The 22596-nt window shown below is 70.2% G+C and carries 22 protein-coding genes; 8 read left to right on the top strand and 14 right to left on the bottom strand.

The window, feature by feature from the left end; genetic code table 11:
* Nucleotides 1-45: 45 nt before the first annotated feature.
* From JDV09_RS21940 to JDV09_RS21910, 7 genes are all read right to left on the bottom strand, one after another.
* A complete protein-coding gene (locus JDV09_RS21940) occupies nucleotides 46-900 on the bottom strand; it encodes an ABC transporter permease (protein ID WP_221371248.1) in 855 nt (284 codons plus the stop codon).
* Nucleotides 897-1871: an efflux ABC transporter ATPase subunit, DrrA-related gene (locus JDV09_RS21935; protein ID WP_221371247.1), complete on the bottom strand. Its 975-nt coding sequence runs from the start codon at nucleotides 1869-1871 to the stop codon at nucleotides 897-899. Before JDV09_RS21935 ends, JDV09_RS21940 begins: the two co-directional genes overlap by 4 nt.
* A 186-nt stretch (nucleotides 1872-2057) precedes the next feature.
* The gene (locus JDV09_RS21930) at nucleotides 2058-3692 is read right to left on the bottom strand and encodes a fatty acyl-AMP ligase (RefSeq protein WP_221371246.1); all 1635 of its coding nucleotides are present in this window, start codon (nucleotides 3690-3692) and stop codon (nucleotides 2058-2060) included.
* A 357-nt stretch (nucleotides 3693-4049) separates the two neighbouring features.
* Nucleotides 4050-5018: a 4-(cytidine 5'-diphospho)-2-C-methyl-D-erythritol kinase gene (locus tag JDV09_RS21925; RefSeq protein WP_221371245.1), complete on the bottom strand. Its 969-nt coding sequence runs from the start codon at nucleotides 5016-5018 to the stop codon at nucleotides 4050-4052.
* Between the two features lie 69 nt (nucleotides 5019-5087).
* The gene (gene rsmA / locus JDV09_RS21920; RefSeq protein WP_308124201.1) at nucleotides 5088-6035 is read right to left on the bottom strand and encodes a 16S rRNA (adenine(1518)-N(6)/adenine(1519)-N(6))-dimethyltransferase RsmA; all 948 of its coding nucleotides are present in this window, start codon (nucleotides 6033-6035) and stop codon (nucleotides 5088-5090) included.
* A complete protein-coding gene (locus JDV09_RS21915) occupies nucleotides 6032-7159 on the bottom strand; it encodes a resuscitation-promoting factor (RefSeq protein WP_221371244.1) in 1128 nt (375 codons plus the stop codon). The genes rsmA and JDV09_RS21915 overlap by 4 nt, the downstream gene beginning before the upstream one ends.
* An 80-nt stretch (nucleotides 7160-7239) precedes the next feature.
* The gene (locus JDV09_RS21910; RefSeq protein ID WP_221371243.1) at nucleotides 7240-8103 is read right to left on the bottom strand and encodes a TatD family hydrolase; all 864 of its coding nucleotides are present in this window, start codon (nucleotides 8101-8103) and stop codon (nucleotides 7240-7242) included.
* A 26-nt stretch (nucleotides 8104-8129) separates the two neighbouring features.
* On the opposite strand from JDV09_RS21910, the gene metG reads away from it, so the two are divergent.
* From metG to JDV09_RS21890, 4 genes are all read left to right on the top strand, one after another.
* A complete protein-coding gene (gene metG, locus JDV09_RS21905) occupies nucleotides 8130-9662 on the top strand; it encodes a methionine--tRNA ligase (protein WP_221371242.1) in 1533 nt (510 codons plus the stop codon).
* Between the two features lie 115 nt (nucleotides 9663-9777).
* On the top strand, nucleotides 9778-10968 hold the full coding sequence (locus JDV09_RS21900) for an NAD(P)/FAD-dependent oxidoreductase (protein ID WP_221371241.1): 1191 nt from the start codon (nucleotides 9778-9780) through the stop codon (nucleotides 10966-10968).
* Nucleotides 10965-11861 (top strand): RNA polymerase sigma-70 factor, encoded by an 897-nt coding sequence (locus tag JDV09_RS21895; protein WP_221371240.1) that lies wholly within the window; start codon nucleotides 10965-10967, stop codon nucleotides 11859-11861. Before JDV09_RS21900 ends, JDV09_RS21895 begins: the two co-directional genes overlap by 4 nt.
* A 142-nt stretch (nucleotides 11862-12003) precedes the next feature.
* A complete protein-coding gene (locus tag JDV09_RS21890; protein WP_221371239.1) occupies nucleotides 12004-13266 on the top strand; it encodes an aminodeoxychorismate synthase component I in 1263 nt (420 codons plus the stop codon).
* 3 nt (nucleotides 13267-13269) lie between these two features.
* Here the strand turns inward: JDV09_RS21890 and JDV09_RS21885 are convergent, their stop codons facing one another.
* Together JDV09_RS21885 and rsmI are read right to left on the bottom strand one after the other, a co-directional pair.
* Nucleotides 13270-13596 carry a hypothetical protein gene (locus JDV09_RS21885; protein WP_255605820.1) on the bottom strand — a complete coding sequence of 109 codons (327 nt, stop codon included), beginning with the start codon at nucleotides 13594-13596 and terminating at the stop codon, nucleotides 13270-13272.
* Between the two features lie 35 nt (nucleotides 13597-13631).
* Nucleotides 13632-14468, bottom strand: a complete 837-nt coding sequence (gene rsmI / locus JDV09_RS21880; protein ID WP_221371238.1) for a 16S rRNA (cytidine(1402)-2'-O)-methyltransferase — start codon at nucleotides 14466-14468, stop codon at nucleotides 13632-13634.
* Nucleotides 14469-14492: 24 nt separating this feature from the next.
* Between rsmI and JDV09_RS21875 the strand changes: the two genes are divergently transcribed.
* On the top strand, nucleotides 14493-16046 hold the full coding sequence (locus JDV09_RS21875) for a dolichyl-phosphate-mannose--protein mannosyltransferase (protein ID WP_221371237.1): 1554 nt from the start codon (nucleotides 14493-14495) through the stop codon (nucleotides 16044-16046).
* 72 nt (nucleotides 16047-16118) lie between these two features.
* Here the strand turns inward: JDV09_RS21875 and arcA are convergent, their stop codons facing one another.
* Entirely contained in the window at nucleotides 16119-17327 is a 1209-nt protein-coding gene (gene arcA, locus JDV09_RS21870; RefSeq protein ID WP_221371236.1) for an arginine deiminase, read from the bottom strand.
* 46 nt (nucleotides 17328-17373) lie between these two features.
* On the opposite strand from arcA, the gene soxR reads away from it, so the two are divergent.
* Together soxR and JDV09_RS21860 are read left to right on the top strand one after the other, a co-directional pair.
* Complete coding sequence (gene soxR, locus JDV09_RS21865; RefSeq protein ID WP_221371235.1) at nucleotides 17374-17808, top strand: redox-sensitive transcriptional activator SoxR; 435 nt, start codon at nucleotides 17374-17376, stop codon at nucleotides 17806-17808.
* Between the two features lie 34 nt (nucleotides 17809-17842).
* Nucleotides 17843-18457 (top strand): alpha-ketoglutarate-dependent dioxygenase AlkB, encoded by a 615-nt coding sequence (locus tag JDV09_RS21860; RefSeq protein WP_221371234.1) that lies wholly within the window; start codon nucleotides 17843-17845, stop codon nucleotides 18455-18457.
* 1 nt (nucleotide 18458) lies between these two features.
* On the opposite strand, the gene JDV09_RS21855 is transcribed toward JDV09_RS21860, so the two are convergent.
* Nucleotides 18459-19121, bottom strand: coding sequence for a DUF5642 family protein (locus JDV09_RS21855; RefSeq protein ID WP_221371233.1), 663 nt, complete (start codon nucleotides 19119-19121; stop codon nucleotides 18459-18461).
* A gap of 28 nt (nucleotides 19122-19149) precedes the next feature.
* The gene (locus JDV09_RS21850; RefSeq protein WP_308124200.1) at nucleotides 19150-19815 is read right to left on the bottom strand and encodes a DUF5642 family protein; all 666 of its coding nucleotides are present in this window, start codon (nucleotides 19813-19815) and stop codon (nucleotides 19150-19152) included.
* A gap of 125 nt (nucleotides 19816-19940) precedes the next feature.
* Between JDV09_RS21850 and lpqN the strand changes: the two genes are divergently transcribed.
* The gene (lpqN, locus tag JDV09_RS21845) at nucleotides 19941-20651 is read left to right on the top strand and encodes an envelope biogenesis lipoprotein LpqN (RefSeq protein WP_221371232.1); all 711 of its coding nucleotides are present in this window, start codon (nucleotides 19941-19943) and stop codon (nucleotides 20649-20651) included.
* Between the two features lie 6 nt (nucleotides 20652-20657).
* Here lpqN and JDV09_RS21840 read toward each other — a convergent pair whose 3' ends face one another.
* Both JDV09_RS21840 and pat read right to left on the bottom strand, forming a co-directional pair.
* A complete protein-coding gene (locus JDV09_RS21840; protein ID WP_221371231.1) occupies nucleotides 20658-21488 on the bottom strand; it encodes a shikimate 5-dehydrogenase in 831 nt (276 codons plus the stop codon).
* Entirely contained in the window at nucleotides 21485-22483 is a 999-nt protein-coding gene (pat, locus tag JDV09_RS21835; RefSeq protein WP_221371230.1) for an acetyltransferase Pat, read from the bottom strand. Before pat ends, JDV09_RS21840 begins: the two co-directional genes overlap by 4 nt.
* Nucleotides 22484-22596 lie beyond the last annotated feature (113 nt).

The raw sequence follows: 22596 nt of genomic DNA, 5'->3' as shown, positions 1-22596 counted from the left end.
GAGGAAGTTCGAGTAGCACCCGCCGTCAGCGCAGCCTCAACGGCGTCAGTCCGTGGTGCGCCGGCGGTAGGCCCCCAGCGCGAACGGTGCGAACACCGCGGTCAGCGCCAGCGACCACAGGATCGTCGAGAGCACCGGATGATGCAGCGGCAGTTGCGCACTCGCCGGCGCCGGACCACCATTGCCCCACAACTCGCGCATCGCCTGCGCCAGCGACGAGACCGGGTTCCACTCGGCGATCACCCGCAACCAGTGCGGCATCGGCTCGGTCGGCACGAAGGTGTTCGCCAGGAACGTCACCGGGAACAGCGCGGTGAACATCACGCCGTTGACCGCCTCGACGGTGCGCATCAGCGAACCCACCAGGATGCCGAACCAGATCATCCCGAAGCCGAACAACAGCAGCAGCGCGAACGCCAGCACCGCCTCGGCGATGCTGCCACGGATCCGCCAGCCGATCGCCAGACCGGTCAGCGCCATCACCACCACACCGAGCGACGAGTGGATCACGCTGGCGATGCTGCGCCCGATCAACACCGAGGACCGTGAGATCGGCAGCGACCGGAACCGGTCGATGATGCCCTTCTCCACGTCGGCGGTGATGCCCGCGGCCACCACGAACGCCGAGAAGACGATGGTCTGGGCCTGGATGCCGGGCAGCAGGAACTCGCGGTAGGACGCACCCCCGGTATCGGTGATCGACGCCCCGAAGACGAACGCGAACAGCAGCACGAACATGATCGGCTGTGCGGTCACGTCACTGAGCATCTCGGGCATCCGCTTGGTGTGGATCATGTTGCGCTTGACCATGATCCACGACTGCTGAGCCAGGTTGGTGTGATGCGTCGGCACGGTGTGCACGGCGGCGGGCGCCGTTGGACCGGAATCGAGCGCGGTCATGCCCCGACCTCCTCGATGTCTTCGGTGCGGTGCCCGGTCAGGGCCAGGAACACGTCGTCGAGGCTGGGCCGCGACAACCCGATGTCGTCGACGCCGATTCCGTTGTCGCGCAGTAGAGCCGCCACCCGGATCATGTCGTCGATACCGTCCGCCGATGCCGTCAGCCTGCGCGCACCGGCGTCGACGAAGACCTCGGCACCGTTGCAGGACAACAGCTCCCGGGCTGCGGCCAGGTCGGCTCCATGGGCGACGGTGACCACCAGGCTGGCGCGGCCGGCCTGCCGTTTGAGTTCCAGCGGCGAGCCCTGCGCGATGATCCGGCCGCGGTCGATCACCACGATGTCGTCGGCGAGTTGGTCGGCCTCCTCGAGGTACTGGGTGGTCAGCAGCAGCGTGGTGCCCTGCGCGACCAGAGCGCGCAGCACGTCCCACAGTTCGCTCCGGCTACGGGGGTCCAGCCCGGTGGTCGGCTCGTCGAGGAACAGCACCGGCGGCGCGGCCAGCAGACTGACCGCGAGGTCGAGCCGCCGCCGCATGCCGCCGGAGTAGGACTTCACCACCCGGTCGGCCGCGTCGGTCAGCGAGAACTGCTGCAGCAGCAGGTCTCCCAGCTTCTCCAGGGCTCTGCGGCGGATACCGTACAGACCGCCGACCATCCGGATGTTCTCCCGACCGGTCAGCAACTCGTCGACGGTGGCCACCTGGCCGGTCAGGCCCATGTTCCTGCGCACCTCATCGGGGTGGGTGCGCACGTCGTAGCCCGCCACCCGCGCGGTGCCGCCGGTGGGTTCGGTCAGCGTGGTCATCATCCGGACCGTGGTGGTCTTGCCCGCCCCGTTCGGGCCGAGCAACCCGAGCACGGTGCCCGGCGGCACGGAGAAGCTGACGTGGTCGACGGCGATCTGTTGGCCGTATCGCTTCACCAGATCGATCGCCTCGATCGCGGGTGCGTTCCCCGATGGAGAGGTCATGACGACGACGGTATCGGCGCGCGGCGACAACCGGCCAGTCGATTTCGGGCCCGTCGCCGTGCGGACGCGCGCCCTCGCCGCCGCGCGAGCGCGCTGGTAATGCCGGCATTCGCGGCGCGTCGGCGTACAGACACGCCCGCTCGCGAGGGGGAGGAGGAGGTCTCCCCAACTCGCCGAAGAAACGGGCTAGGTGACCAGCGAGACCGACGTGGAGCGGCGCAACTTGCCCGACGGCGTCTTGGGGATGCTGCCCGGCCCGAGCACGACGACGTTGCGCGGACGCACGTCGACCTCGGCGACCACCTCGTGGGCGACCTGATGCTCGAGGCGGCGCACCTCGACGGGGTCCTGCCAGGCATTGGACTCGACCGCCACGGCGAACGTCTCACGGGAGTGCCCGGCATCCAGCCGCACCGCGACGGCGCACCCGGCGCGCACGCCCTCGACGCGCCCCGCGGCCCGCTCGATGTCGGTCGGATAGATGTTGCGGCCGGCCATGATGATCACGTCCTTGACGCGACCGCACACGACGACGTTGCCCTCCTCGGTGACGTAGCCGAGGTCGCCGGTGTCGTACCAGCCGTGCTCGTCCTGGGCCGGGATGAAACCGCCCATCGTCAGGTATCCGGGGGTCAGGCACTCGCCGCGCAGCTCGATGACGCCGACTCCACGGGACGGCATCACGTTGCCGTTGTCGTCGATGACGCGGGCCTCGAGGTCCTTGAGCAGCGGGCCCAGCGACGCCAGCCGCTTGGTGTTGCCCTTGGTGGCGGGCACCGCCCGGCGCAGCGCGGCGAGCAGGTCGGCGTCCACCTCGTCGACGACCAGCCCGGCGCCGCACGGCGAGAACGACACCGCCAGCGTCGTCTCGGCCATGCCGTAGGCCGGCAGGATCGCGTCCGCGCGCAGCCCGAACGGTTTACCCGCGTCCAGCAGGTCCTCGACATCGGCCGGCTCGACCGGCTCGGCGCCCGACAGCGCGAACCGCAGCGTCGACAGGTCGAACTCGCCCGGCTTGGCCTGGCGGCGCAGCCGCTTGGCGAACAGCGCGTAGGCGAAGTTGGGCGCCGCGGTCATCGTGCCGTTGTACTTGTCGATGAGCTTGGCCCACAGCAGCGTGTCGCGCAGGAAGTCCATCGGCGTGACCTTGACCAGCTCGGCGCCGAAGTACATCGGAATGGTCAGGAAGCCGACCATGCCCATGTCGTGGAAGCAGGGCAGCCAGCTCACCATGACGTCCTTGTCGACGTCGTACTCCGCGCCGACGAACATCGCCTCGGCGTTGGAGTGGATGTTGCGGTGGGTGATCTGGACCGCTTTGGGGGACCCGGTGGATCCGGACGTCAGCTGCATCAGCGCCAGGTCGTCCTCGCCGACCTCGATCGGATCGATCGGATCGGCCGCCAGCAGGTCGCCGACGGTCAGGACGGTGATGCCCTTCTCCTCCAGCACCGGGATGGCGACCAGGAACGGCTCGGAGACGACGACGGCCTTGGCCTCGATCATCCCGATGACGGTCATGGTGTCCTCGGCCCACATCGCCAGGTCGGTGCGCGGCGTCGGCTGGTGCAGCATCGTCAGGCTGGCACCGCGCATCCACAGACCCTGCGCGGTCGGGGCGATCTCCACCGGGAACCCGGCCAGCACGCCCACGGCGTCGCCGAGTCCCACGCCGGCCGCCGCCAGACCACCGGCGATGCGCCTGGCCCGCTCGTGCACCTCACCCCAGGTGTGCCGGACCGGCTCGTGCGGTTCGCCGGTCACCATGCCCCGGTTGGTGTTGCGGGCGTTGTGGTACATCTTCTCGGTGAATCTGCTCACGACGACCTCCTCGCCGACATCTGCCCCGGTGCACATGCCCGCATGTCATGTTCCGCCTGATGAGAGGCCGTCTCACGGAGGCGCGCGCACGGTTGGGGAGCGGTTGTGTCTCGAATCGGTGATGTGGCGTGGGCCGAAGCAGATCGCGCGCCGAGTCCGGACCTGAATCCAGACCAGCGCCCACCGCCCTGCGCGGCGGGGGAACCCGTTGCGTCCACTGCTTGACCGCTAGCTCTCACCGCCGCTCATCTTAGGCAACTCTTAAGTAGCTGCCAAACGGACGCGATTATTGAGGCATGAGTCACATCGGTTCGTGATCGGGGCTTCACGTTCGGTTCACCGATCCGGGCCGGGCGATCAACCCGCCGCCGACGGACTCGGCACCACGCGCGCCCCCTGCACCGGGCCGCTGGCCACCCGCACGGTGCGGCACACCCCCGCCCCGGCGAGCTCCGTGCCGATGTCGAGGGCCGCGCCCGCGGACGGGCAGAGGAAGGCGCACGTCGGCCCCGACCCGGAGACGACACCGGCCAGCGCGCCGGCGTCGACGCCGGCGCGCAGCGTGCGACGCAACGAGGCGTCCAGGCTCACGGCGGCGGGCTGCAGATCGTTGCCGAGCAGCGGTGCCAGCTGGGCGGGATCGCCGGACGCCAACGCCGCGAGCACGGGCTCCGGGGATTCCAGGCGCGGCGGCAGGGTGCGGTCCTGCGCCGCCCGCAGCCGGTCGATCTCGGCGAACACCTTCGCGGTGGACAGGCCGCCCGGGGAGAACGCCAGCACCCAGTGAAAGGTGTTGCGCGCCAGCACGGTGGCCAGCTCCTCGCCGCGGCCACTGCCCAGCGCGGTGCCTCCGTGCAGCGCGAACGGGACGTCACTACCGAGCTGGGCGGCCAGGGCGTGGAGATCGCGCCGGGGCACGCCGAGCTCCCAGAGCGCGTTCATCGCGACCAGCACCGCCGCCGCGTCGGCACTGCCGCCGGCCATACCGCCGGCCACCGGGATGGTCTTCTCGATCGAGATCGCCACGTCGGGGGCGCGCCCGACGTGCTCGGCCATCAACTCGGCGGCACGCCATGCCAGATTGCGGTCATCGGTGGGCAGCGACTCGGCGCCCTCGCCGAAGATCTCCAGCGACATGACGTCGGCATTGGCCACCGTCACCTCGTCCAGCAGCGACACCGCGTGGAAGACGGTGGTCAGCTCGTGGTAACCGTCGTCCCGACGGTCACCCACGTCCAGGTACAGATTGACTTTGCCGGGTACCCGGACGGTGACCGAACCGGTGGGAACCCACTCCGTTGCCGTACTGCCGTCATGCGCGGACACCGGTCGACACTAACGCCGGGACAGATCGCCGGTGAACCCCGGCAGGAACCTGCGGTAAGCCTGGGGCGGTCAGCCGACGGACGCGTCCTGGTTATCGGGCGCGGGGGCCCCGACCGACTCCGAGATCGCTTCCGGCTCCGGCTTGGGCACCACGTGCCAGTCCGAGGAGCGCTGCAGCAGGCGCACGAAGTCGGCGATGCCGAGCGTCTCGCCGCGCCGGGAGGGGTCGATGCTGGCCGCGAGCAGCCGGCTGGCCGACTCGTTTCCAGAACCCGCCCACTCCGCGAAAGCGTTGCGCGACGTCTTGCGACGCTGCGCGAAGGCGATGTCGATGAGCTCGAAGACCTGCTTCCGGAACGCCGGGTCGGTCGGCCACGGCGACGTCTCGTGACGGTCGATGCGCACCAGGCCGGAGTACACCCGCGGGATCGGCCAGAACACCGTCGGCGACACCATGCCGTAGCGGCGCACGTTTCCGAAGAAACGCACCTTGGCACTGGGCACGCCATAGTCTTTGCCACCGGGTTCTGCGGCGAGCCGCTCGGCGACCTCGGCCTGCACCATCACCATCACGGTGCGGATCGACGGGAACTCCGCGAGCAGGTGCAGCAGGGCCGGCACCGCCACGTTGTAGGGCAGGTTGGCGACCAGCGCGGTCGGCATGTCGGTGAGGTCGGACTGCCGGAAGGTCAGGATGTCGCGGTTGTACACCGCGAGCCGGTTGACCTCGCTGTGCGAATGCTCCCCGACGGTGATCTTCAGCTGGCCGGCCAGTACCGGATCGATCTCGACGGCGCTCACCGTCGCGCCGCGGTCCAGCAGCGCCAGGGTCAGCGAGCCGAGGCCCGGTCCGACCTCGAGCACATGATCATTTCGGTTGATCCCGGATGCGGACACGATGCGGCGCACCGTGTTGGCATCGTGGACGAAATTCTGGCCGAACGACTTGCGTGGCCGAAAGTCGATCGACTTAGCCAGATGCCGAATCTCGGTTCGCCCAAGGAGCCGAATTGTCACCGTGCACCGATCCTCCCGCTACAGGTCGGCCAAGCACCCCACCCTTGTCGCGCCCGGGTGACCTCAGCAATCGCGATCTGTTCTTCCCTTGTTGCCAGATCCGCCCGCTGAGCGTACCTCAGACCACCGTTGCGCTCCCAGGTGTTTTGATCAAATTGCACGCCGCCGAAATAGCCGTTGCCAGTATTGATCGCCCAGTTACCGCCCGCCTCGCAGCGGGCCAGTGCGTCCCACGTCCCGCCGTTGGCCACCGGCGGCACCTCGGTGCCCGGTTTCGCGCCGACTCGCAGCACACCGTCGCGGGCGGGAGCGACGACGGCGTTGGCGACCGGCAGCCGACCGGTCTCCACCCCGTTCACCGTCGCAACCGCGAAGGTCACGTCCTGAGTGCCGGGCATCCCCGGATCCTCGACGACCTGGCGGCTCATGTTGAGCGTGACGTCCTCGATGCGCCGGTTGTTCGGTGCCAGCGGCAGCCGCTCGGTGAGCTTCTGGATGCGGATCCTGGTCACGGTGATCTGCATGCCGTCCACCACCGGCTCCGACGGGGCCGGGACGACGGTGTCGCTTTGCTGAAGGGGGGCACCCGCAGCCTCCAGCAACGCAGCGACGTTCGGTGCGGCCAGGTGCACCGTGCGGATCACGCCGGCATCGTCGAGCTGAACCGTCTTGGCACTCACCACCGGCAGCGCCATCCCGCCGAGTGGCAGGCGGGTGCCGCGGGACGCGGCCACCGGCGCCTTGTCGGTCATCTGCAACTGTGCGAGGGCCTCCTGCACGGTCGAGGCGGTGGTCCACACCTGTTCGCTGCCGCCGCCGTCGGTGGAGATTTCCAGCGGCCTGCTGCGGCGCAGCACGATGGTGTCGGCCTGGTGCACGGGTGCGTCTGCGGACGGGTACAGGTCGTCGCGTTCGCCGACCTGGAAGCCGTTCTCCTCGACGACGTCGATGACGCGCGACTTCATGGTCGGCACCGTCATCGACGCGCCGTCGACCGTCAGCGTCACCGTCTTGTGCGTCGCGACGGCGGTCCCACCGGCGAAGATCAGCGCCACCAGGATGGCGGCAACCACCCCCCGCAGCATCGGCGAACGCGATTGATGAAGTTTGTTCACAGCGTTCAAGATGTCGTCAACCCCGACTAGAGCACGACGAGTGGCAGTTCGCCGACTCGTGTTCGATCACAGAACGGTAACGAAAAGGCCTAGTTCCGGCAACCTGGCCGGTCACCCGCCCATCGGTAGACCCGCTGCGCGGTGGCGGCGGTCTCCTCGGCGATCGTTTCCGCTGACCGGCCGACGAGTTCGGCCAGTGCCCGCACAGTGTAGGGCAGGCAGTAGGGCTCGTTCGGCGCGCCTCGGTACGGGTGCGGGGTGAGGAACGGCGCATCGGTCTCCACGAGCAGCTGCCCCCCGGGGATCAGCGGCACCGCTTCGCGCAGCTCACGGGCGTTGCGGAAGCTCACGGTCCCGGACAGGCTGAGCACCCAACCGGCCTCGACACACGCGCGGGCCATCTCCGGCCCGGAGGAGAAGCAGTGGAAGATGACGGTCTCGGGGGCGCCCTCGGCACGCAGCACGTCGAGCACATCGGCGTCGGCGTCGCGGTTGTGGATCATCAGCGGCTTGCCGGTCCGCTTCGCCAGGTCGATGTGCCAGGCGAAGGCGTCCCGCTGCTCGGCGGGATCGGCACAGCCCTCCAGCCGGCCGGGCCAGTACCGGTCCATCCCGGTCTCCCCGACCGCGACCACGCGGGGGTCGGCGGCCAACCGTTCGATCACCGTCCGGGCCTCGGCGGTTAACGCGTTGGCGCGGGTCGGGTGCAGCGCCACCGCGGCGTACACCCGCGGGTCCCAGCCCGCGGCCTCGACCACCCAGCGGGCGGACTCCAGGTCGTCGGCGATCGTGACGGCCGCCTGCACCCCGGCCGCCGCGGCGCGATCCATGATGGCCCGCACATCCTCGGGGCCGACGGCGCCGCACGCGTCCAGGTGGGTGTGGGCATCGACGAGCGGGGTGAGAGGTTCCGGCACCGGTGGGCGCTCGCGCCGCTGTTTCGGAGAGCTCACCGCCCACACTCTAGGGTGAACCTGAAATGAGCGAGCCCTACTACATCACCACGGCGATCGATTACCCCAACGGTGCGCCGCACATCGGCCACGCCTACGAGAAGGTCGCCACCGACGCCGTCGCGCGTTTCAAGCGGCTCGACGGATTCGACGTCCGGTTTCTGACCGGAACCGACGTGCACGGCCTCAAGATGGCCGAGACCGCGGCCAAGCTCGGCATCCCCACCGCCGAGCTGGCGCGCGACAACTCCGACGTGTTCCAGCGCATGCAGGAACGGCTGGACGTCTCGTTCGACCGCTTCATCCGCACCAGCGACACCGACCACTACCGCGCCTCCGAAGAGATCTGGCGGCGGATGAACGAGGCCGGCGACATCTATCTGGGCACCTATGCGGGTTGGTACTCGGTGCGCGACGAACGCTTCTTCGGCGAGGACGAGATCACCGAACGCGACGGCGTCCGGGTGGCGATCGAGACCGGCACCGAGGTGACCTGGACCGAGGAGCAGACCTACTTCTTCCGGCTGTCGGCCTACGCCGACAAGCTGCTGGCCCACTATCGGTCGCATCCGGATTTCATCGCGCCCGAGGTCCGCCGCAACGAGGTCGTCAGCTTCGTCTCCGGCGGGCTGCGCGACCTGTCCATCTCCCGGACCACATTCGACTGGGGCGTGCCCGTGCCCGGGCAGCCCGACCACGTGATGTACGTGTGGGTCGACGCGCTGACGAACTACCTGACCGGGGTCGGCTTTCCCGACACCGGGTCCGCAGACTTCCAGCGGTATTGGCCCGCCGACCTGCACATGATCGGCAAGGACATCATCCGGTTCCACACCGTCTACTGGCCGGCGTTCCTGATGTCGGCGGGCATCGAGCTGCCCAGGCGGGTCTTCGCCCACGGATTCATCAACGTCAAGGGCGAGAAGATGAGCAAGTCGGTGGGCAACGTGATCGACCCGCTGGCGCTCGTCGACGAGTTCGGGGTGGACCAGGTCCGGTTCTTCCTGCTGCGCGAGGTGCCGTTCGGGCAGGACGGCAGCTACAGCGAGGAAGGGATCATCGGCCGGATCAACGCCGACCTGGCCAACGAGTTCGGCAACCTCGCGCAGCGGTCCCTGTCGATGGTGGCCAAGAACCTCGACGGCGTGGTGCCCGAGCCGGGCGAGTTCAGCGCCGAGGATCGTGAGCTGCTCGCCGTCGCCGACGGCCTGATGGACCGGGTCCGCGGCCACTACGACGCCACCGCGATGCATCTGGCCCTGGAGGCGATCTGGTCGGCGCTGGGCGCGGCCAACCGGTATTTCTCCGCCCAGGAGCCGTGGGTGCTGCGCAAGACCGACCCGGCCCGCTTCGCCACGGTGCTGTACACGACGCTGGAGGTGGTACGGATCGCCGCGCTGCTCAGCCAGCCGGTGATGCCGACATCGATGGCCAGGCTGCTCGACCTGCTCGGCCAGCCCGAGGATCGGCGCGCGTTCACCGCGATCGGCACGCGGCTGGCGCCGGGAACCTCGCTTCCCCCGCCGTCGGGTGTCTTCCCCCGCTACCAGGCCGACTGAGCCCGCCTTCCTTATATATGTGACCTACGCCACGTCGTGTCACACTTCGACAGTCGCCGGTGTCTTGAGGTCAGCCCGACTCGATGCGGAGTCGGCCACACCGAAGGAGGACGGGATGACCCCGAAGCAGATCCACGTCGTCGTGATAGGCGGTGGATACGCCGGCGTGATGGCGGCCAATCGGCTGACCGGGCACGGCGGAGTCGATGTCACGCTGATCAATCCGCGGCCGAAGTTCGTCGAACGGATCCGGCTGCACCAACTGGTGGCCGCCGACCGGCCGGACACCGCGGTCGCGGTGCAGGAGTATTCGACTGTGCTCAACGCCGCCGTGCGCGTCATCGTCGACAGTGCCGAGCGCATCGACGCGGCGGCGCGCCGGGCGACGCTGTCCTCCGGCACCACCCTGGACTACGACCACCTGGTCTACGCGGTCGGAAGCACCGGCACGGTCGCGGCCGCGGTGCCGGGGGCAACCGAATTCGCCTACCCGATCGCCGAATTGGAGCAGGCGCAACGGCTGCGCCGGCGGCTGGCCGATGTGCCGAAACAGGCCCCGATCGTCGTAATCGGCGCCGGCCTGACCGGCATCGAGGCGGCCACCGAACTCGCCGGGACGGGCCGCGCGGTCACCGTGGTGGACAGCGTCGTCGGGGCGTCGCTGAGCGGGCCGGCCCGCGGCTCGGTCGTCCGGGCGATGCGCAGGCTGGGGGTCGGCATCGTCGACGGGCCGGATGCGACGGTGACCGCGGTCGGCCCCGACCATGTCGTGCTCGCCGACGGGCGGATCCTGCCCAGCCACGCCACGGTCTGGACCGCCGGGTTCGGGGTGCCCGGGCTGGCCGCCGCCAGCGGGCTGACCACCGACGCGGCCGGGCGGCTGGTCACCGACGAGACGCTCACCAGTGTCGACGATGAGCGCATCGTCGCCGCCGGGGACGCCGCGGCGCCGTCGAACCAGCCCTACCGGATGAGCTGCCAGGCCGCGCTGCCGCTGGGCGCCCAGGCCGCCGAGACGGTGCTGGCCCGCGTCGCGGGTGCCGACCCCGCACCGGCGACGGTGCCGATGACGGGCCAGTGCATCAGCCTGGGCCGCGGCAGGGGAACCGTGCAGGTCCAGCGCCGCGACGACACCCCGCTGAACCTCTACATCGGCGGCCGCGCAGGCGCGTTCGTCAAGGAACGGGTGTGCCGGTTCACGGTCAGATGGCTGTCCGGTGAGGCCGCCAAGCCGGGCTCCTACCGGTCGCTGAAGGGACCCGACCGCGGCGACAAGACGGCCGACGTGGCGGCGGCGGCCCGATGACCGCGGCACCGGGCGACGAACACGCCGAGAGGTTCACCCATCTGCGCCCGCTGCTGTTCACGATCGCCTACGAAATCCTGGGCAGCGCAAACGAATCCGACGACGTCCTGCAGGAGAGCTACCTGCGCTGGGCCGGGGTGGAGCTGGCCACCGTGGCCGACACGAAGGCCTACCTGGCCAAGCTCGTCACCCGGCAGGCACTCAACGCGCTGCGCGCGCAGTCGCGCCGCCGGGAGGACTACGTCGGGCCGTGGCTGCCCGAGCCGCTGCTGACCGAGCAGGATGCGTCGGCCGACGTGGTGCTGGCCGAATCGGTGTCGATGGCGATGCTGGTGGTGCTCGAAACGCTGAGCCCCGACGAGCGTGCGGTGTTCGTGCTGCACGAGGTGTTCGGGTTCGGCCACGACGAGATCGCCTCGGCGATCGGGAAGTCGCCTGCGGCGGTGCGTCAGATGGCCCACCGGGCCCGCGAGCACGTCCACTCGCGGCGCCGGCGTTTCGAGCCCGTCGCACCCGAGATCTCCAGCGAGCTCACCGCACGCTTCTTCGCCGCGGCCGCCACCGGCGACCTCGACGGGCTGATGGCCATGCTGGCCCCCGACGTGGTGTGGACCGCCGACAGCGACGGCAAGGTCAGTGCCGCGCGCAGGCCGGTGGCCGGCGCCGAGCGGGTGGCCCGGTTGATCCTCGGGCTGGTGCGGTTGGGCGGCCCCGACGGGCGGGTGGAACCGGCGGTGTACAACAGCTCCCCCGCGCTGGTGCTCTACACCGGCGACCACCTCGAGGGTGTGGTGTCCTTCGAGGTGGTCGACGGGAAGATCGCCAACTTCTACGCGATGCGCAACCCGGAGAAGCTGGCCACCGTCACGGTGCCCCGCCCGATAGGGCGGTAGCAGCCGGGCCCGATAGGGCGGTAGCAGCCGGGCCCGATAGGGCGGTAGCAGCCGGGCCCGATGGGGCGGTAGCGGCCGGGGCCCGATAGGGCGTTAGCGGGGCGACTTTGCGTCTGCTCGCCCCGCAGGGAAGGCTGATTCGGTGCGCATCGAGCGGCTCGGCGACCTGGGCGACGCCCCGTCGGTGCTTCGCGCCCTGGCCGGCGCCACCATCCGGCTGGGCCTGGCGCCGCCGGCCGCGCTGATCGGTGAGTGGTTCGGGTCGCGCGCGGTGGTCGCACCGACGTTGCCCGCGGCCGAGGTCCCGCCCGACGCGGTGTTCGATGTGGCGCCCGGTGAGCGTGCCGACGGACCCGTCGGCGGCGGCTGGTTCGGCTACCTGTCCTATCCCGATCCCGGCGCCGACGGGCTCGGGCCCCGTATCCCGGAGGCCGCGGGCGGCTGGTCCGACGAGGTGCTGCGGTGCGACGCCGACGGCTTCTGGTGGCACGAGAGCCTTTCGGGTTGCGGCGTTTCCGACTGGCTCCACGATGCACTGCAGGCGCCACCGGCACGGCGTGACGCCACGGTGACGTGGGGGGCGGCCGATCGCGCGGCGCATCACCGCGGCGTGCTCGAGTGTCTGGATGCCATCGCCGCCGGCGAGGTGTATCAGGCCTGCGTCTGCACCCGGTTCGCCGGCGCCCTGCGCGGGCGGCCCGTCGACTACTTCGCCGACGCGGTGGCACGGACCGCACCGGCCCGCGCGGCGTTCCTGGCCGGTGGCTGGGGGGCGGTCGCCTCCCTGTCGCCGGAGCTGTTCCTGTCCCGGCGCGGGAGCACCGTCACGTCCAGCCCGATCAAGGGCACGCTGCCCGCGTCCGCGGATCCGGCCGGACTGCTGGAATCGGTCAAGGACGTCGCCGAGAACATCATGATCGTCGACCTGGTCCGCAACGACCTGGGCCGGGTTGCGCGGATCGGGTCGGTGTCGGTGCCCGAGTTGTTGGTGGTGCGGCCCGCGCCGGGGGTGTGGCATCTGGTGTCGACGGTGTCGGCCGAGGTGCCTCGCGAGCTTCCGATGGCCGCGGTGCTGGACGCCACGTTCCCGCCGGCCTCGGTCACGGGTACGCCGAAGGCGCGGGCCCGTGAGCTGCTCACCGGCTGGGAACCGCACCGGCGCGGGGTTTACTGCGGCACGGTCGGGCTGGCCTCACCGGTGGCGGGCTGCGAGCTCAACGTCGCGATCCGCACCGTGGAGTTCGCCGCCGACGGCACCGCCGTGCTCGGGGTCGGCGGGGGAATCACCGCGGATTCCGACCCGGCCCGCGAGTGGGACGAGTGCCTGCACAAGGCGGCGCCGGTCATCGGTCATGGCGCCGGCACCGATCGACCAGGATCTCCGCAAGTCGCGCGGGCTCGCTGATCATCAGGCTGTGACAGGTATCCAACTCGATGAGGTCTGCACCCCACCGAGCGCCTCGATACTCTTCCGCTGAGCCTTCGGGGCGAGGGCGCGATCACGCCCGGTCAGGATCCACGTGCGCGGAACATCGGCGGGCATGCCCTGGCGCGAGACCCGCTCGCTGATCACCCGGGTGGACTCGTCGACAAGCCGTTCCAGGTTGAATCGTCTTTGACTGCTTGACATTCCGTTCGGCTCCGGAGCCAACCGCGCGACCTCGTCGATGGTCAGATCCCAGCAGTCGGCGGCGTGTCCGCCACCGTGAACGAGCACCAACGCGGGAAGCGCCACGGACCCATCCCCCTCGGCCACAGCATCCGCTCACCTCAGTCGCGCGAGCGCAGGACCGCATCGTAGAGCTCACGCCGCGACGGCGCGCCGGGATTGGCGGAGATCACCTGCGCACACGCGTCCTTGACCCGCATACCGTCTTCGACCAGCCGGTTCACCTCGTCGACCAGTGCATCCGGGTCCGGCCTGGGGGTGGCGCCCGCGAGCACCACGGTGACCTCGCCCAGCACGCCGCCGGCCGCCCAGTCAGCCAGCTCACCGAGCGTGCCCCGCACGATCTCCTCGTGGGTCTTGGTCAGTTCACGACAGACCACGGCCCGCCGGTCGGCACCGAGCACCTCGACGGCGTCGGCCAGGCATTCGGCCAACCGGCGGGGCGACTCGAAGAACACACAGGTCCGGGCCTCGGCCGCGAGGGACTGCAGCCACGTCGCGCGTGCCGACTGCTTGCGAGGGGCGAAACCCTCGAAGCAGAACCGCTCCGACGGCAGCCCGGCGACCGCCAGCGCCGTCGTCACCGCCGACGGACCGGGCAGGCACTGCACCGCGAGCCCCTGTTCGGCGCAGGCGGAGACCAGGCGGTAGCCGGGATCGCTGATCAACGGCATGCCGGCGTCGCTGACCAGCAGCACCGTCGCGCCGCCGCGGATGTCGTCGACCAGCGCGGGCACCCGCGACGCCTCGTTCTGGTCGAACAGGCTGACCACCCGCCCGGCGATCAGGACCTCCAGCGCCTGCGCCAGCGTCCGCACCCGCCGGGTGTCCTCGGCGGCGACCACGTCGGCGCTGCCCAGCGCCCGCACCAGCCGCGGCGAGGCATCCGAGGGCTGCCCCAGCGGCGTGGCGCCGATGAGCAGTCGTCCGGCCGTCATGGCAGACAGCCTACGATCGCAACCGTGACCGCCGCCCCTGCCGTCGAACGCGCCGCCGGCCGGCACGCGGCCCCGGTCATCAGCCCGGGCCCGGTGGTTCCGGTCGCCGATTTCGGACCCGTCGACCGGCTGCAGGGCTGGGCGATGACGGCGGTGATCACCGCGCTGGCCGCCATCACCCGATTCCTCAATCTCGGGTCACCGACCGACGCGGGCACGCCGATCTTCGACGAGAAGCACTACGCGCCGCAGGCCTGGCAGATGCTGCACAACCACGGGGTGGAGGACAACCCCGGGTACGGGCTGGTGGTGCACCCGCCGGTCGGCAAGCAGTTGATCGCCCTCGGCGAGGCGCTGTTCGGCTACAACGGGCTCGGTTGGCGGTTCTCCGGCGCGGTCTGCGGTGTCGTGATGGTGCTTCTGGTGGTCCGCATCGCCCGGCGGATCAGCCGCTCCACGCTGGTCGGCGGCATCGCCGGGCTTCTGGTGATCGCCGACGGCGTCAGCTTCGTGACCGCGCGCACCGCGTTGCTGGACGGGTTCCTGGTGATGTTCGTCGTCGCCGCGTTCGGCTGCCTGATCGTCGACCGCGACCAGGTCCGCGAGCGCATGCACGCCGCGCTGCTGGGGGGCCGCATCGCCGAGACGGCGTGGGGACCGCGGCTCGGGGTGCGGTGGTGGCGGTTCGGCGCCGGGGTGTTGCTCGGGCTGGCGTGCGCGACGAAATGGTCCGGGCTGTATTTCGTGCTGTTCTTCGGCCTGATGACGGTGGCCTTCGACGTGGCCGCGCGCAAACAGTACCGTGTCCCGCGCCCGTGGCTGGGCACGTTGCGCCGCGACGTCGGGCCCGCCCTGTATGCGCTGGTGCTGATCCCGTTCGGCGTGTACCTGGGTTCCTACGCCGCGTGGTTCGCCTCGGAAACCGGGATCAACCGCTACGAGGTGGGACGGTCCATCGGGCCCGACAGTGTGCTGCCGATTCCCGACGCGGTGCGCTCGCTGTGGCACTACACCTACGGCGTGTACCGGTTCCACTCCGGGCTGACCAACGCCGACGGCAACCACCATCCGTGGGAGTCCAAACCGTGGACCTGGCCGATGTCGCTACGCCCGGTGCTCTACGCGATCGACACCGAGAACGTGCCCGGCTGCGGGGCGCAGTCGTGCGTGAAGGCGGTGATGCTGGTCGGAACCCCGGCGATGTGGTTCATCGCGGTTCCGGTGCTGGCCTGGGCGGTGTGGCGGGCGTTCGTCAAGCGCGACTGGCGCTACGCCGCACTGCTGGTCGGGTACGGCGCCGGTTTCCTGCCGTGGTTCGCCGACATCGACCGGCAGATGTACTTCTTCTACGCCGCGACCATGGCGCCGTTCCTGGCGATGATCATCGCGATGATCCTCGGCGACATCCTCTACAAACCCGGCCAGAACGCGGAGCGCCGAACGCTCGGGTTGCTGGTGACGTGTTGCTATGTGGCGCTGGTGATCACGAACTTCGCGTGGATGTACCCGATCCTTACCGGGCTGCCGATCTCGCAGGCCACCTGGAACATGCAGATCTGGCTGCCGTCCTGGCGTTAGTCCGGCGCCGAGCGTGCTGCCACCGTCGTCGCAGAAGCATTCCCGTACGGGGAATGCACGCCCGGCGGAAACCTAGAGCGGATCCCTGGCCGCCGGGCACGACATGCAGCGCGGCCCACCGCGACCGGTACCCAGTTCCGAAGCAGCGATGGGCAGCACCTCGATGCCCGAATCGACAAGCCGGGCATTGGTTTCGGTGTTGCGCTCGTAGGCCACCACCACGCCGGGTGCCAGCGCCAGCGTGTTGTTGCCGTCGTCCCACTGCTCACGCTCGGCGGTGACGGGATCGAGCCCGGTGTCGATCACCCGCAGCTTGGCGATGCCCATCGCATCGGCGGCCGCATCGACGAACGGAGCCGCGGCGTCGATCGTCACCCCACCGGCCGCGCGCCGAATGGTGAACGCCGCCAACGTGTCCACGATGTTCGGGTACATGACCATCGCATCGGCATCGACCATCGTGCACACGGTGTCCAGGTGCATCTGGGCGCGCTCCTGCGCGATCGGCACCGCCAACACGGTATGGGCGAGTTCGTCGTCGAACAGGCTGCGCGCCAGGGCTTCCACACCCGCAGGAGTGGTGCGCTCACCCACCCCTACCGCCAGCACTCCGGGAGCGAGCAGCAGTACGTCGCCGCCTTCGACCGGCGCCGAGCGCGACTCGTAGGCCCGGCGCACCCCGAGGAACCGAGGGTGATGCGCATAGATCACATCGGTGAGCGACGTCTCCCGCGCGCGGGCGGGCAGGGCCAACGAGGTGATCGCCACCCGGGGGCCGATCCACACCGACGAGTCCCTCGCGAACAGCAGATTCGGCAGCGGGTCGATGACGAAGTCCCCACCGTGGTGCATGCGCCGGACCAGCGAGAGTTCGTTCTCCCCGAACGGCAGCTCGTCGAAGGTCATCCCCGCGGTCAGCACGTGAGCCAGCGGTCCGGCGTCGAGGGTCCGCAGATACGCCGAGAGTTCCTGCGCCAGCGGGACACCGAGGCGGCGGGCGTCGACGGCCGCCGAGATGCCGTGCATGCGCGCCGCGCCGCTCTTGGCGAGCGCCTCGGTGAGCAGGTCCCCGAGCAGCAACACCTCCACCCCGCGCGAACGCAACAGTGCCGCGAAGGCATCGTGCTCCTCCTGGGCCTTGGCCACCCAGGGCAGCCCGTCGAACAACAGGGTGTCGTTGTTGCGCGGGGTCAGTCGCTGCAGCTCGGCACCGGGACGGTGCAGGATCACCGTCCGCAGTGTGCCGACCTCCGAATTGCATCCCAGCCCAGCGCCTGTCACGTCTAGCACCGTAACCCGAATCCCACCCTCAACTATGGTTGAGGTCATGAACGTGGCGCATGAGCTCACGCCGGGCGAGATGGCCGCCCGCAGCGGCGTCGCGGTGTCGGCACTGCACTTCTACGAGCGGGAAGGGCTGATCAGCAGCCGGCGCACCGGCGGCAATCAGCGTCGCTATCCCCGCGAGACGCTGCGCCGGGTGGCGTTCATCCGGATGTCCCAGCGGCTGGGCATCCCGCTGACCCGCATCCGCGAAGCGATGGCGACGCTGCCGCCTGACCGGATCGCGACCAGCAAGGACTGGGCCCGGCTGTCGGCAGGCTGGCGGGAGGATCTCGACGAGCGGATCATGCACCTGCAACGGCTGCGGGACAATCTGACCGGGTGCATCGGGTGCGGCTGCCTCAGCCTGAAAGCCTGCGCGCTGGCCAACCCCGGCGACAAGCTCGCCGCCGATGGACCCGGAGCCGCCCGCCTCTGATGTTTCGAACGTCTGTGCGATAGGCTCCCGGGGTATGGAGCAGGCCCTGCAAAGCTCTCTGTTCGACCACTCGGACCGGCGCGACCTCGGCGACGGTGCCTGGCTGGAGGTCCGCTCCGGATGGCTCGAGCAGGACGGCCGGTGCGACGACGCACTGTTCGACGAGCTGCGCGCGCAGGTTCCGTGGCGTGCCGAGCGCCGCCAGATGTACGACCGGATGCTCGACGTGCCGCGGCTGGTCAGCTTCCTGGACTTCCGCGATCACGCCGGGCAACCCGCACACCCACGCCTCAAACAGCTCCGGCGCCGCCTCAACGACGCGTACGCCGGCGAGCTCGGTGAACCGTTCGTGACCGCCGGGTTGTGCCTGTACCGCGACGGCGACGACAGCGTCGCCTGGCACGGCGACAACATCGGACGAAGCCGGACCGAGGACACCATGGTGGCGATCGTGGGGCTGGGCGCGACCCGGGTCTTCGCCCTTCGCCCGCGCGGCGGCGGCCCCGCACTGCGCCTGCGACACGGACACGGCGACCTTCTCGTCATGGGCGGATCGTGTCAGCGCACCTGGGAACACGCGGTCCCGAAGACGTCGCGGCCCACCGCGGCGCGCATCAGTATCCAGTTCCGGCCGCACGACGTGCGCTGAGCTACCCCTTGATCAGACCCACGGCCTCGGTGACCAGCTTGCGTGCCCGCCCGGTGTCGACGTGGGCGACCGGCCGGCCCGGAACCACCAGCGGGTTGGCGGTGACGATGACGATGAAATTGCCGAAGTGCGACACGTAGTTGTACAGCTCGCCGGTGCGCGTCGCACCGTCGGCCGATCTCTGCAGAACGCGATGGGTACCGACGGTGTCGACGCCCTCGATCGCCGGCGCCTCCACGACCTCGACCAGGCCGCGGATGCCGGGACCGGTGAAGGCCACCTTCTGGCAATGCTCGCCGGGGGGGTTCGCCGGGACCGGCTCCGACGTCTCGACGGCCATCACGATGTAGCGGACCCCGTCGCCCTCGGCGGTCGTCGCCGCCATGTTGCCCTTGACGTCCGGCGGAAGGGTCTGCGCGTCGGCGGACTCTCCGCAGTCGGCCGGGTCGAAGGTGATGCCCTCGGGCAGTCGCTGCGGCCCGAGAAGCCGGGGATCGATGGCAGCGGGCCCGACGGTGCTGACCGTGAACGGCGGGCCGAAACTGTCCTCGACCCCGGACACCCTGGCGATGTCGGCGTTCGACGAGTTCGGCTGCGGTCCGGCGCTGCACGCGGCCACCAGCACGGCACACACGACAACCGGGATCGCCCTCGGGTTCGACATCGCCGCCAATGTACCCGCGCGGCCCGGGTCAGCCCCGCAGCGTGCGCACCGTTTCCTCCAGCAGGCCGGCGGCGAAGTCGGCACCGAGCGTGGGAACCGGCGAACCGGGATCGGTGACCAACACCACGAAGCAGATGTACGCGCCGAGGTAGGCGACGAATGTGTCGGCATGGGAGCGGGTTTCGGTGCCGCCCTCGACGACCGTCTCAGCCGAGGTCCTCATCCCGGTGGTGCTCGCCGCGTCGACGGCCGGCGACGGCACCGCGGTGACCGCACCGGTGGTGTGCCCGGCGGCCACGCTCCACGCTGCGCACTCGTCGATCAGCGTGGCATCGGCCGCTTCGGGCCTCGACGCCGCGGCGACCACGGCGTACACGATCCCCCCGGGACCCGAAGCCGACCACCCCCTGGCCGACGCCGGATCCACGGCGGGAGCCGCCAGTTCCAGGCACTGGGGCGGTTGCGCGGCCGCTTCCCCACCGAACCCCCACACCGCCAGCGGTGTGGGCGGGCCCGGGTAGGCGGTGACCTCGTAACCCTCGGGCAGCAGCACACGGGCCCGGTCGATGCGGGTCGGGTCGATCGTCAGGTTGACCGGCGCCGAGGACGTCTCTTCGGGCGCCGTCGTCTGCGATGCGCAGGCGCCGCACACCATCGCCAAAGCTGCCAGCGCTGCGACCGCCCACCGCCCCACCGGGCGTTGATACCACGGGCCCCGACGCCCGGTCGGCGCGACGCGCACCGGCACTGGCACTGGCACTAGCGATATTCGCGTGCCTTTCCCTGAGAATGACCGCCGCGGCGGCTATGCTGCGCGCCATGACCACCCCCATCCGAGCGGGCCTCATCGCCGTCGCCGCCGTCACCGTCGGAATCGGACTGACCGCGTGCGGGTCCGACACCGCGACCGAGGACTCGGCCACCACCTCGACCACCACGACCACCACATCGGGGGCCGAGACCACGACCAGCGAAGCCCCGCCCACGTCGACCGAGGCGGCGGGCGCGGCCATGACGATCGCCGACTACGTCAAGGAGAACAACATCGTCGAGACGCCGGTGCACCGCGGCGACGCGGGCGCACCGACGGTCGACCTGCCGTTCCCGCCCGGTTGGGAGGACATGGGCGCCAAGGCCCCGGAGTGGGCCTACGGGGGCATCCTGTTCACCGGCGACCCGGCGGCGGCCCAGGATCCGCCGACGATCATCGCGATCCTGTCCAAGCTGACCGGTGACGTCGACCCGGCCAAGATCCTCGAGTACGCGCCGGGCGAGCTCCAGAACCTGCCGGACTACGAAGGCCCGGACACCGGCCAGCCCAGCAACCTCAGCGGCTTCGACGCCGTCCAACTCGGGGGCTTCTACACCCGCGACGGGGCGTCGCGGATGATCGCCCAGAAGACCGTGGTGATCCCCGCGCCGGACGGCGTCTACGTGCTGCAGCTCAACGCCGACGGCCCGGAGGCGCAGTCGTATCCGCTGATGGAGGCCACCTCCGTCATCGACGATCAGGCCAAGATCACGCCCTGACCGGGGTCAGGCGCGGGACATCGCCGAAGCCTCGGCGACCTGCTGCGCCGTGGGCCGCACCCCGGTGTAGCGCTCGAACTGCTCGGCGGCCTGCAGGGCGATGACCTCTGCACCGGTGATGACGGCGACCCCCGCGGCCCTCGCCGCGGCGATCAACGGTGTCTCCGCCGGCAGGGCCACCACGTCGAACACGGTGCGGGCCGCGCGGATCGCACCGTCGGCGAAGGCGACGTCGGCCTCCTGCGCACCGCCCGCCATGCCGATCGGCGTAACGTTGACGACGATGTCGGCGCCGCGCGGACACGGCCCGGCGGTATCGGGCAGGTACCGGTAGCCGAGACGATCGGCGAGCCTCCGTCCGGCATCCGGGTTGCGGGCGACGACGACACCGGCGACGAAACCCCGGTCGACGAAGGCCGCACCGACCGCGCTGGCCATCCCGCCGCTGCCGCGAATCAGCACCGACTGCGCCGGATCGAGCCCGTGTTCGTCGATGAGCTGTTGCACCGCAAGGTAATCGGTGTTGGACGCGGTCAGCCGACCGGCGTCGTTGACGATCGTGTTGACCGACCGCAGGGTCAGCGCCGAGGGTTCCACCTCGTCGACCAGGTCGAGCACGTCCTCCTTGAACGGCATGGACACCGAGCAGCCCCGGATCCCCAGCGCCCGTACCCCGCCGATCGCCGCCGCGATGTCGGTGGTGGTGAACGCCTTGTAGATAAAGTCGAGGCCGAGGACGTCGTAGAGGTGGTTGTGGAACCGGGTGCCGATGTTGCTGGGACGCCCGGCCAGCGAGATGCACAGCAGGGTGTCGCGGCTCAGCGGGGGCCGGCTCACCCGACGGCCCGGATCGCCTGACGCGCGACGCTGCGGATCTGGTGGGTCAACTCGGCGGAGAACGGCAGGTCGGCGGGACGGGGCACCTCGAACTCGGTGGTGACGACGCCGAGATCGTCTCGGCGCCACCTGGCCCCGAAGTGGTCGAGGATCGCCCGCATCGGATGATTGTCGCTGAGCACCCGGGCCGTGAACGTCTGCACGCCGTCGTACCCTGCCGCGACGGCGATCGCGCCCATCAGGAACGTGCCGATGCCCCGGCCCTGGTAGTCGTCGCCGACGATGAAGGCGATCTCGGCCCGGGTCGGATCGTCCCCGTCGCGGACGAAGCGCACGTCGGCGACCACCGGACCGTCGGGCCCCTCGGTCAGCACGAAGACGAAATGCTCCAGGTAGTCGACCTCGAACAGGTAGGCCATCAGGCGCTTCGACGGGGTCCGCACCGACTGGAAGCGCCGGTAGAGCGTCTCGCCGGAGAACTCCACCGGGCCTTGGACGATGCGCTCGTTGTCACCGGGCAGCACCGGGCGCAGGTAGAGCACCGATCCGTCGCGCATCCGGACGGGTATCGGCGCGATGAACGCGGCGAGGCGTTGCCGAGCGGTGCGCAGCAGTCGGTCGATCATCCCGGGGATCTCGAGCATGGTCGCGAACGCCTCGCGACCACCCACCCACCCGGTCAGCGGCTCCGTTGCGATCACGGTCGCGGTGCGGCGTGCGTTGCGCAGCAGCGAGATCTCGCCGACGATCAGGCCGGGGGTGAGCTCCACGACGGTGTCGTGGCCGTCGTCGCCGGTGTGCGTCACCTGTGCCAGACCCGAGCCGATGAGCAGAAACGACACCGCGAGCTCGCCCTGTTGCATCAACACCTGGCCGGGCGTCGCCGACAACGGCCGCAGCTGTGCGGCAAGCGGGATCAGCGCCTCGACAGCGGTCCCCGCGAACACGTCGAGGGCCGCGAGATCGTCGGCACGGACAGCGGTCAGCCCGGACACGCCCTGAGGCTACGGCCGCGTGTAGCGGTCGGGCAAGGTAATCCGCATACGGCCACGCCGCCGACGTGACCCGGATCACGCCGGGGTTTGTCCGTCGGACACTTCGGCTACCT

Origin of the sequence: Mycolicibacterium xanthum (genome assembly GCF_019710635.1) — a bacterium.
GTDB lineage: Bacteria > Actinomycetota > Actinomycetes > Mycobacteriales > Mycobacteriaceae > Mycobacterium > Mycobacterium xanthum.
The sequence above is the reverse complement of the archived record's forward strand: the minus strand, read 5'-3'. Positions and strand labels throughout refer to the sequence as shown.

Excerpts from the sequence above, each read along its gene's own strand:
- JDV09_RS21940 (WP_221371248.1), bottom strand. The coding sequence starts at position 900 with ATGACCGCGCTCGATTCCGGTCCAACGGCGCCCGCCGCCGTGCACACC.
- JDV09_RS21935 (WP_221371247.1), bottom strand. The coding sequence starts at position 1,871 with ATGACCTCTCCATCGGGGAACGCACCCGCGATCGAGGCGATCGATCTG.
- metG (WP_221371242.1), top strand. The coding sequence starts at position 8,130 with ATGAGCGAGCCCTACTACATCACCACGGCGATCGATTACCCCAACGGT.
- JDV09_RS21900 (WP_221371241.1), top strand. The coding sequence starts at position 9,778 with ATGACCCCGAAGCAGATCCACGTCGTCGTGATAGGCGGTGGATACGCC.
- JDV09_RS21895 (WP_221371240.1), top strand. The coding sequence starts at position 10,965 with ATGACCGCGGCACCGGGCGACGAACACGCCGAGAGGTTCACCCATCTG.
- rsmI (WP_221371238.1), bottom strand. The coding sequence starts at position 14,468 with ATGACGGCCGGACGACTGCTCATCGGCGCCACGCCGCTGGGGCAGCCC.
- soxR (WP_221371235.1), top strand. The coding sequence starts at position 17,374 with ATGAACGTGGCGCATGAGCTCACGCCGGGCGAGATGGCCGCCCGCAGC.
- JDV09_RS21860 (WP_221371234.1), top strand. The coding sequence starts at position 17,843 with ATGGAGCAGGCCCTGCAAAGCTCTCTGTTCGACCACTCGGACCGGCGC.
- JDV09_RS21855 (WP_221371233.1), bottom strand. The coding sequence starts at position 19,121 with ATGTCGAACCCGAGGGCGATCCCGGTTGTCGTGTGTGCCGTGCTGGTG.
- lpqN (WP_221371232.1), top strand. The coding sequence starts at position 19,941 with ATGACCACCCCCATCCGAGCGGGCCTCATCGCCGTCGCCGCCGTCACC.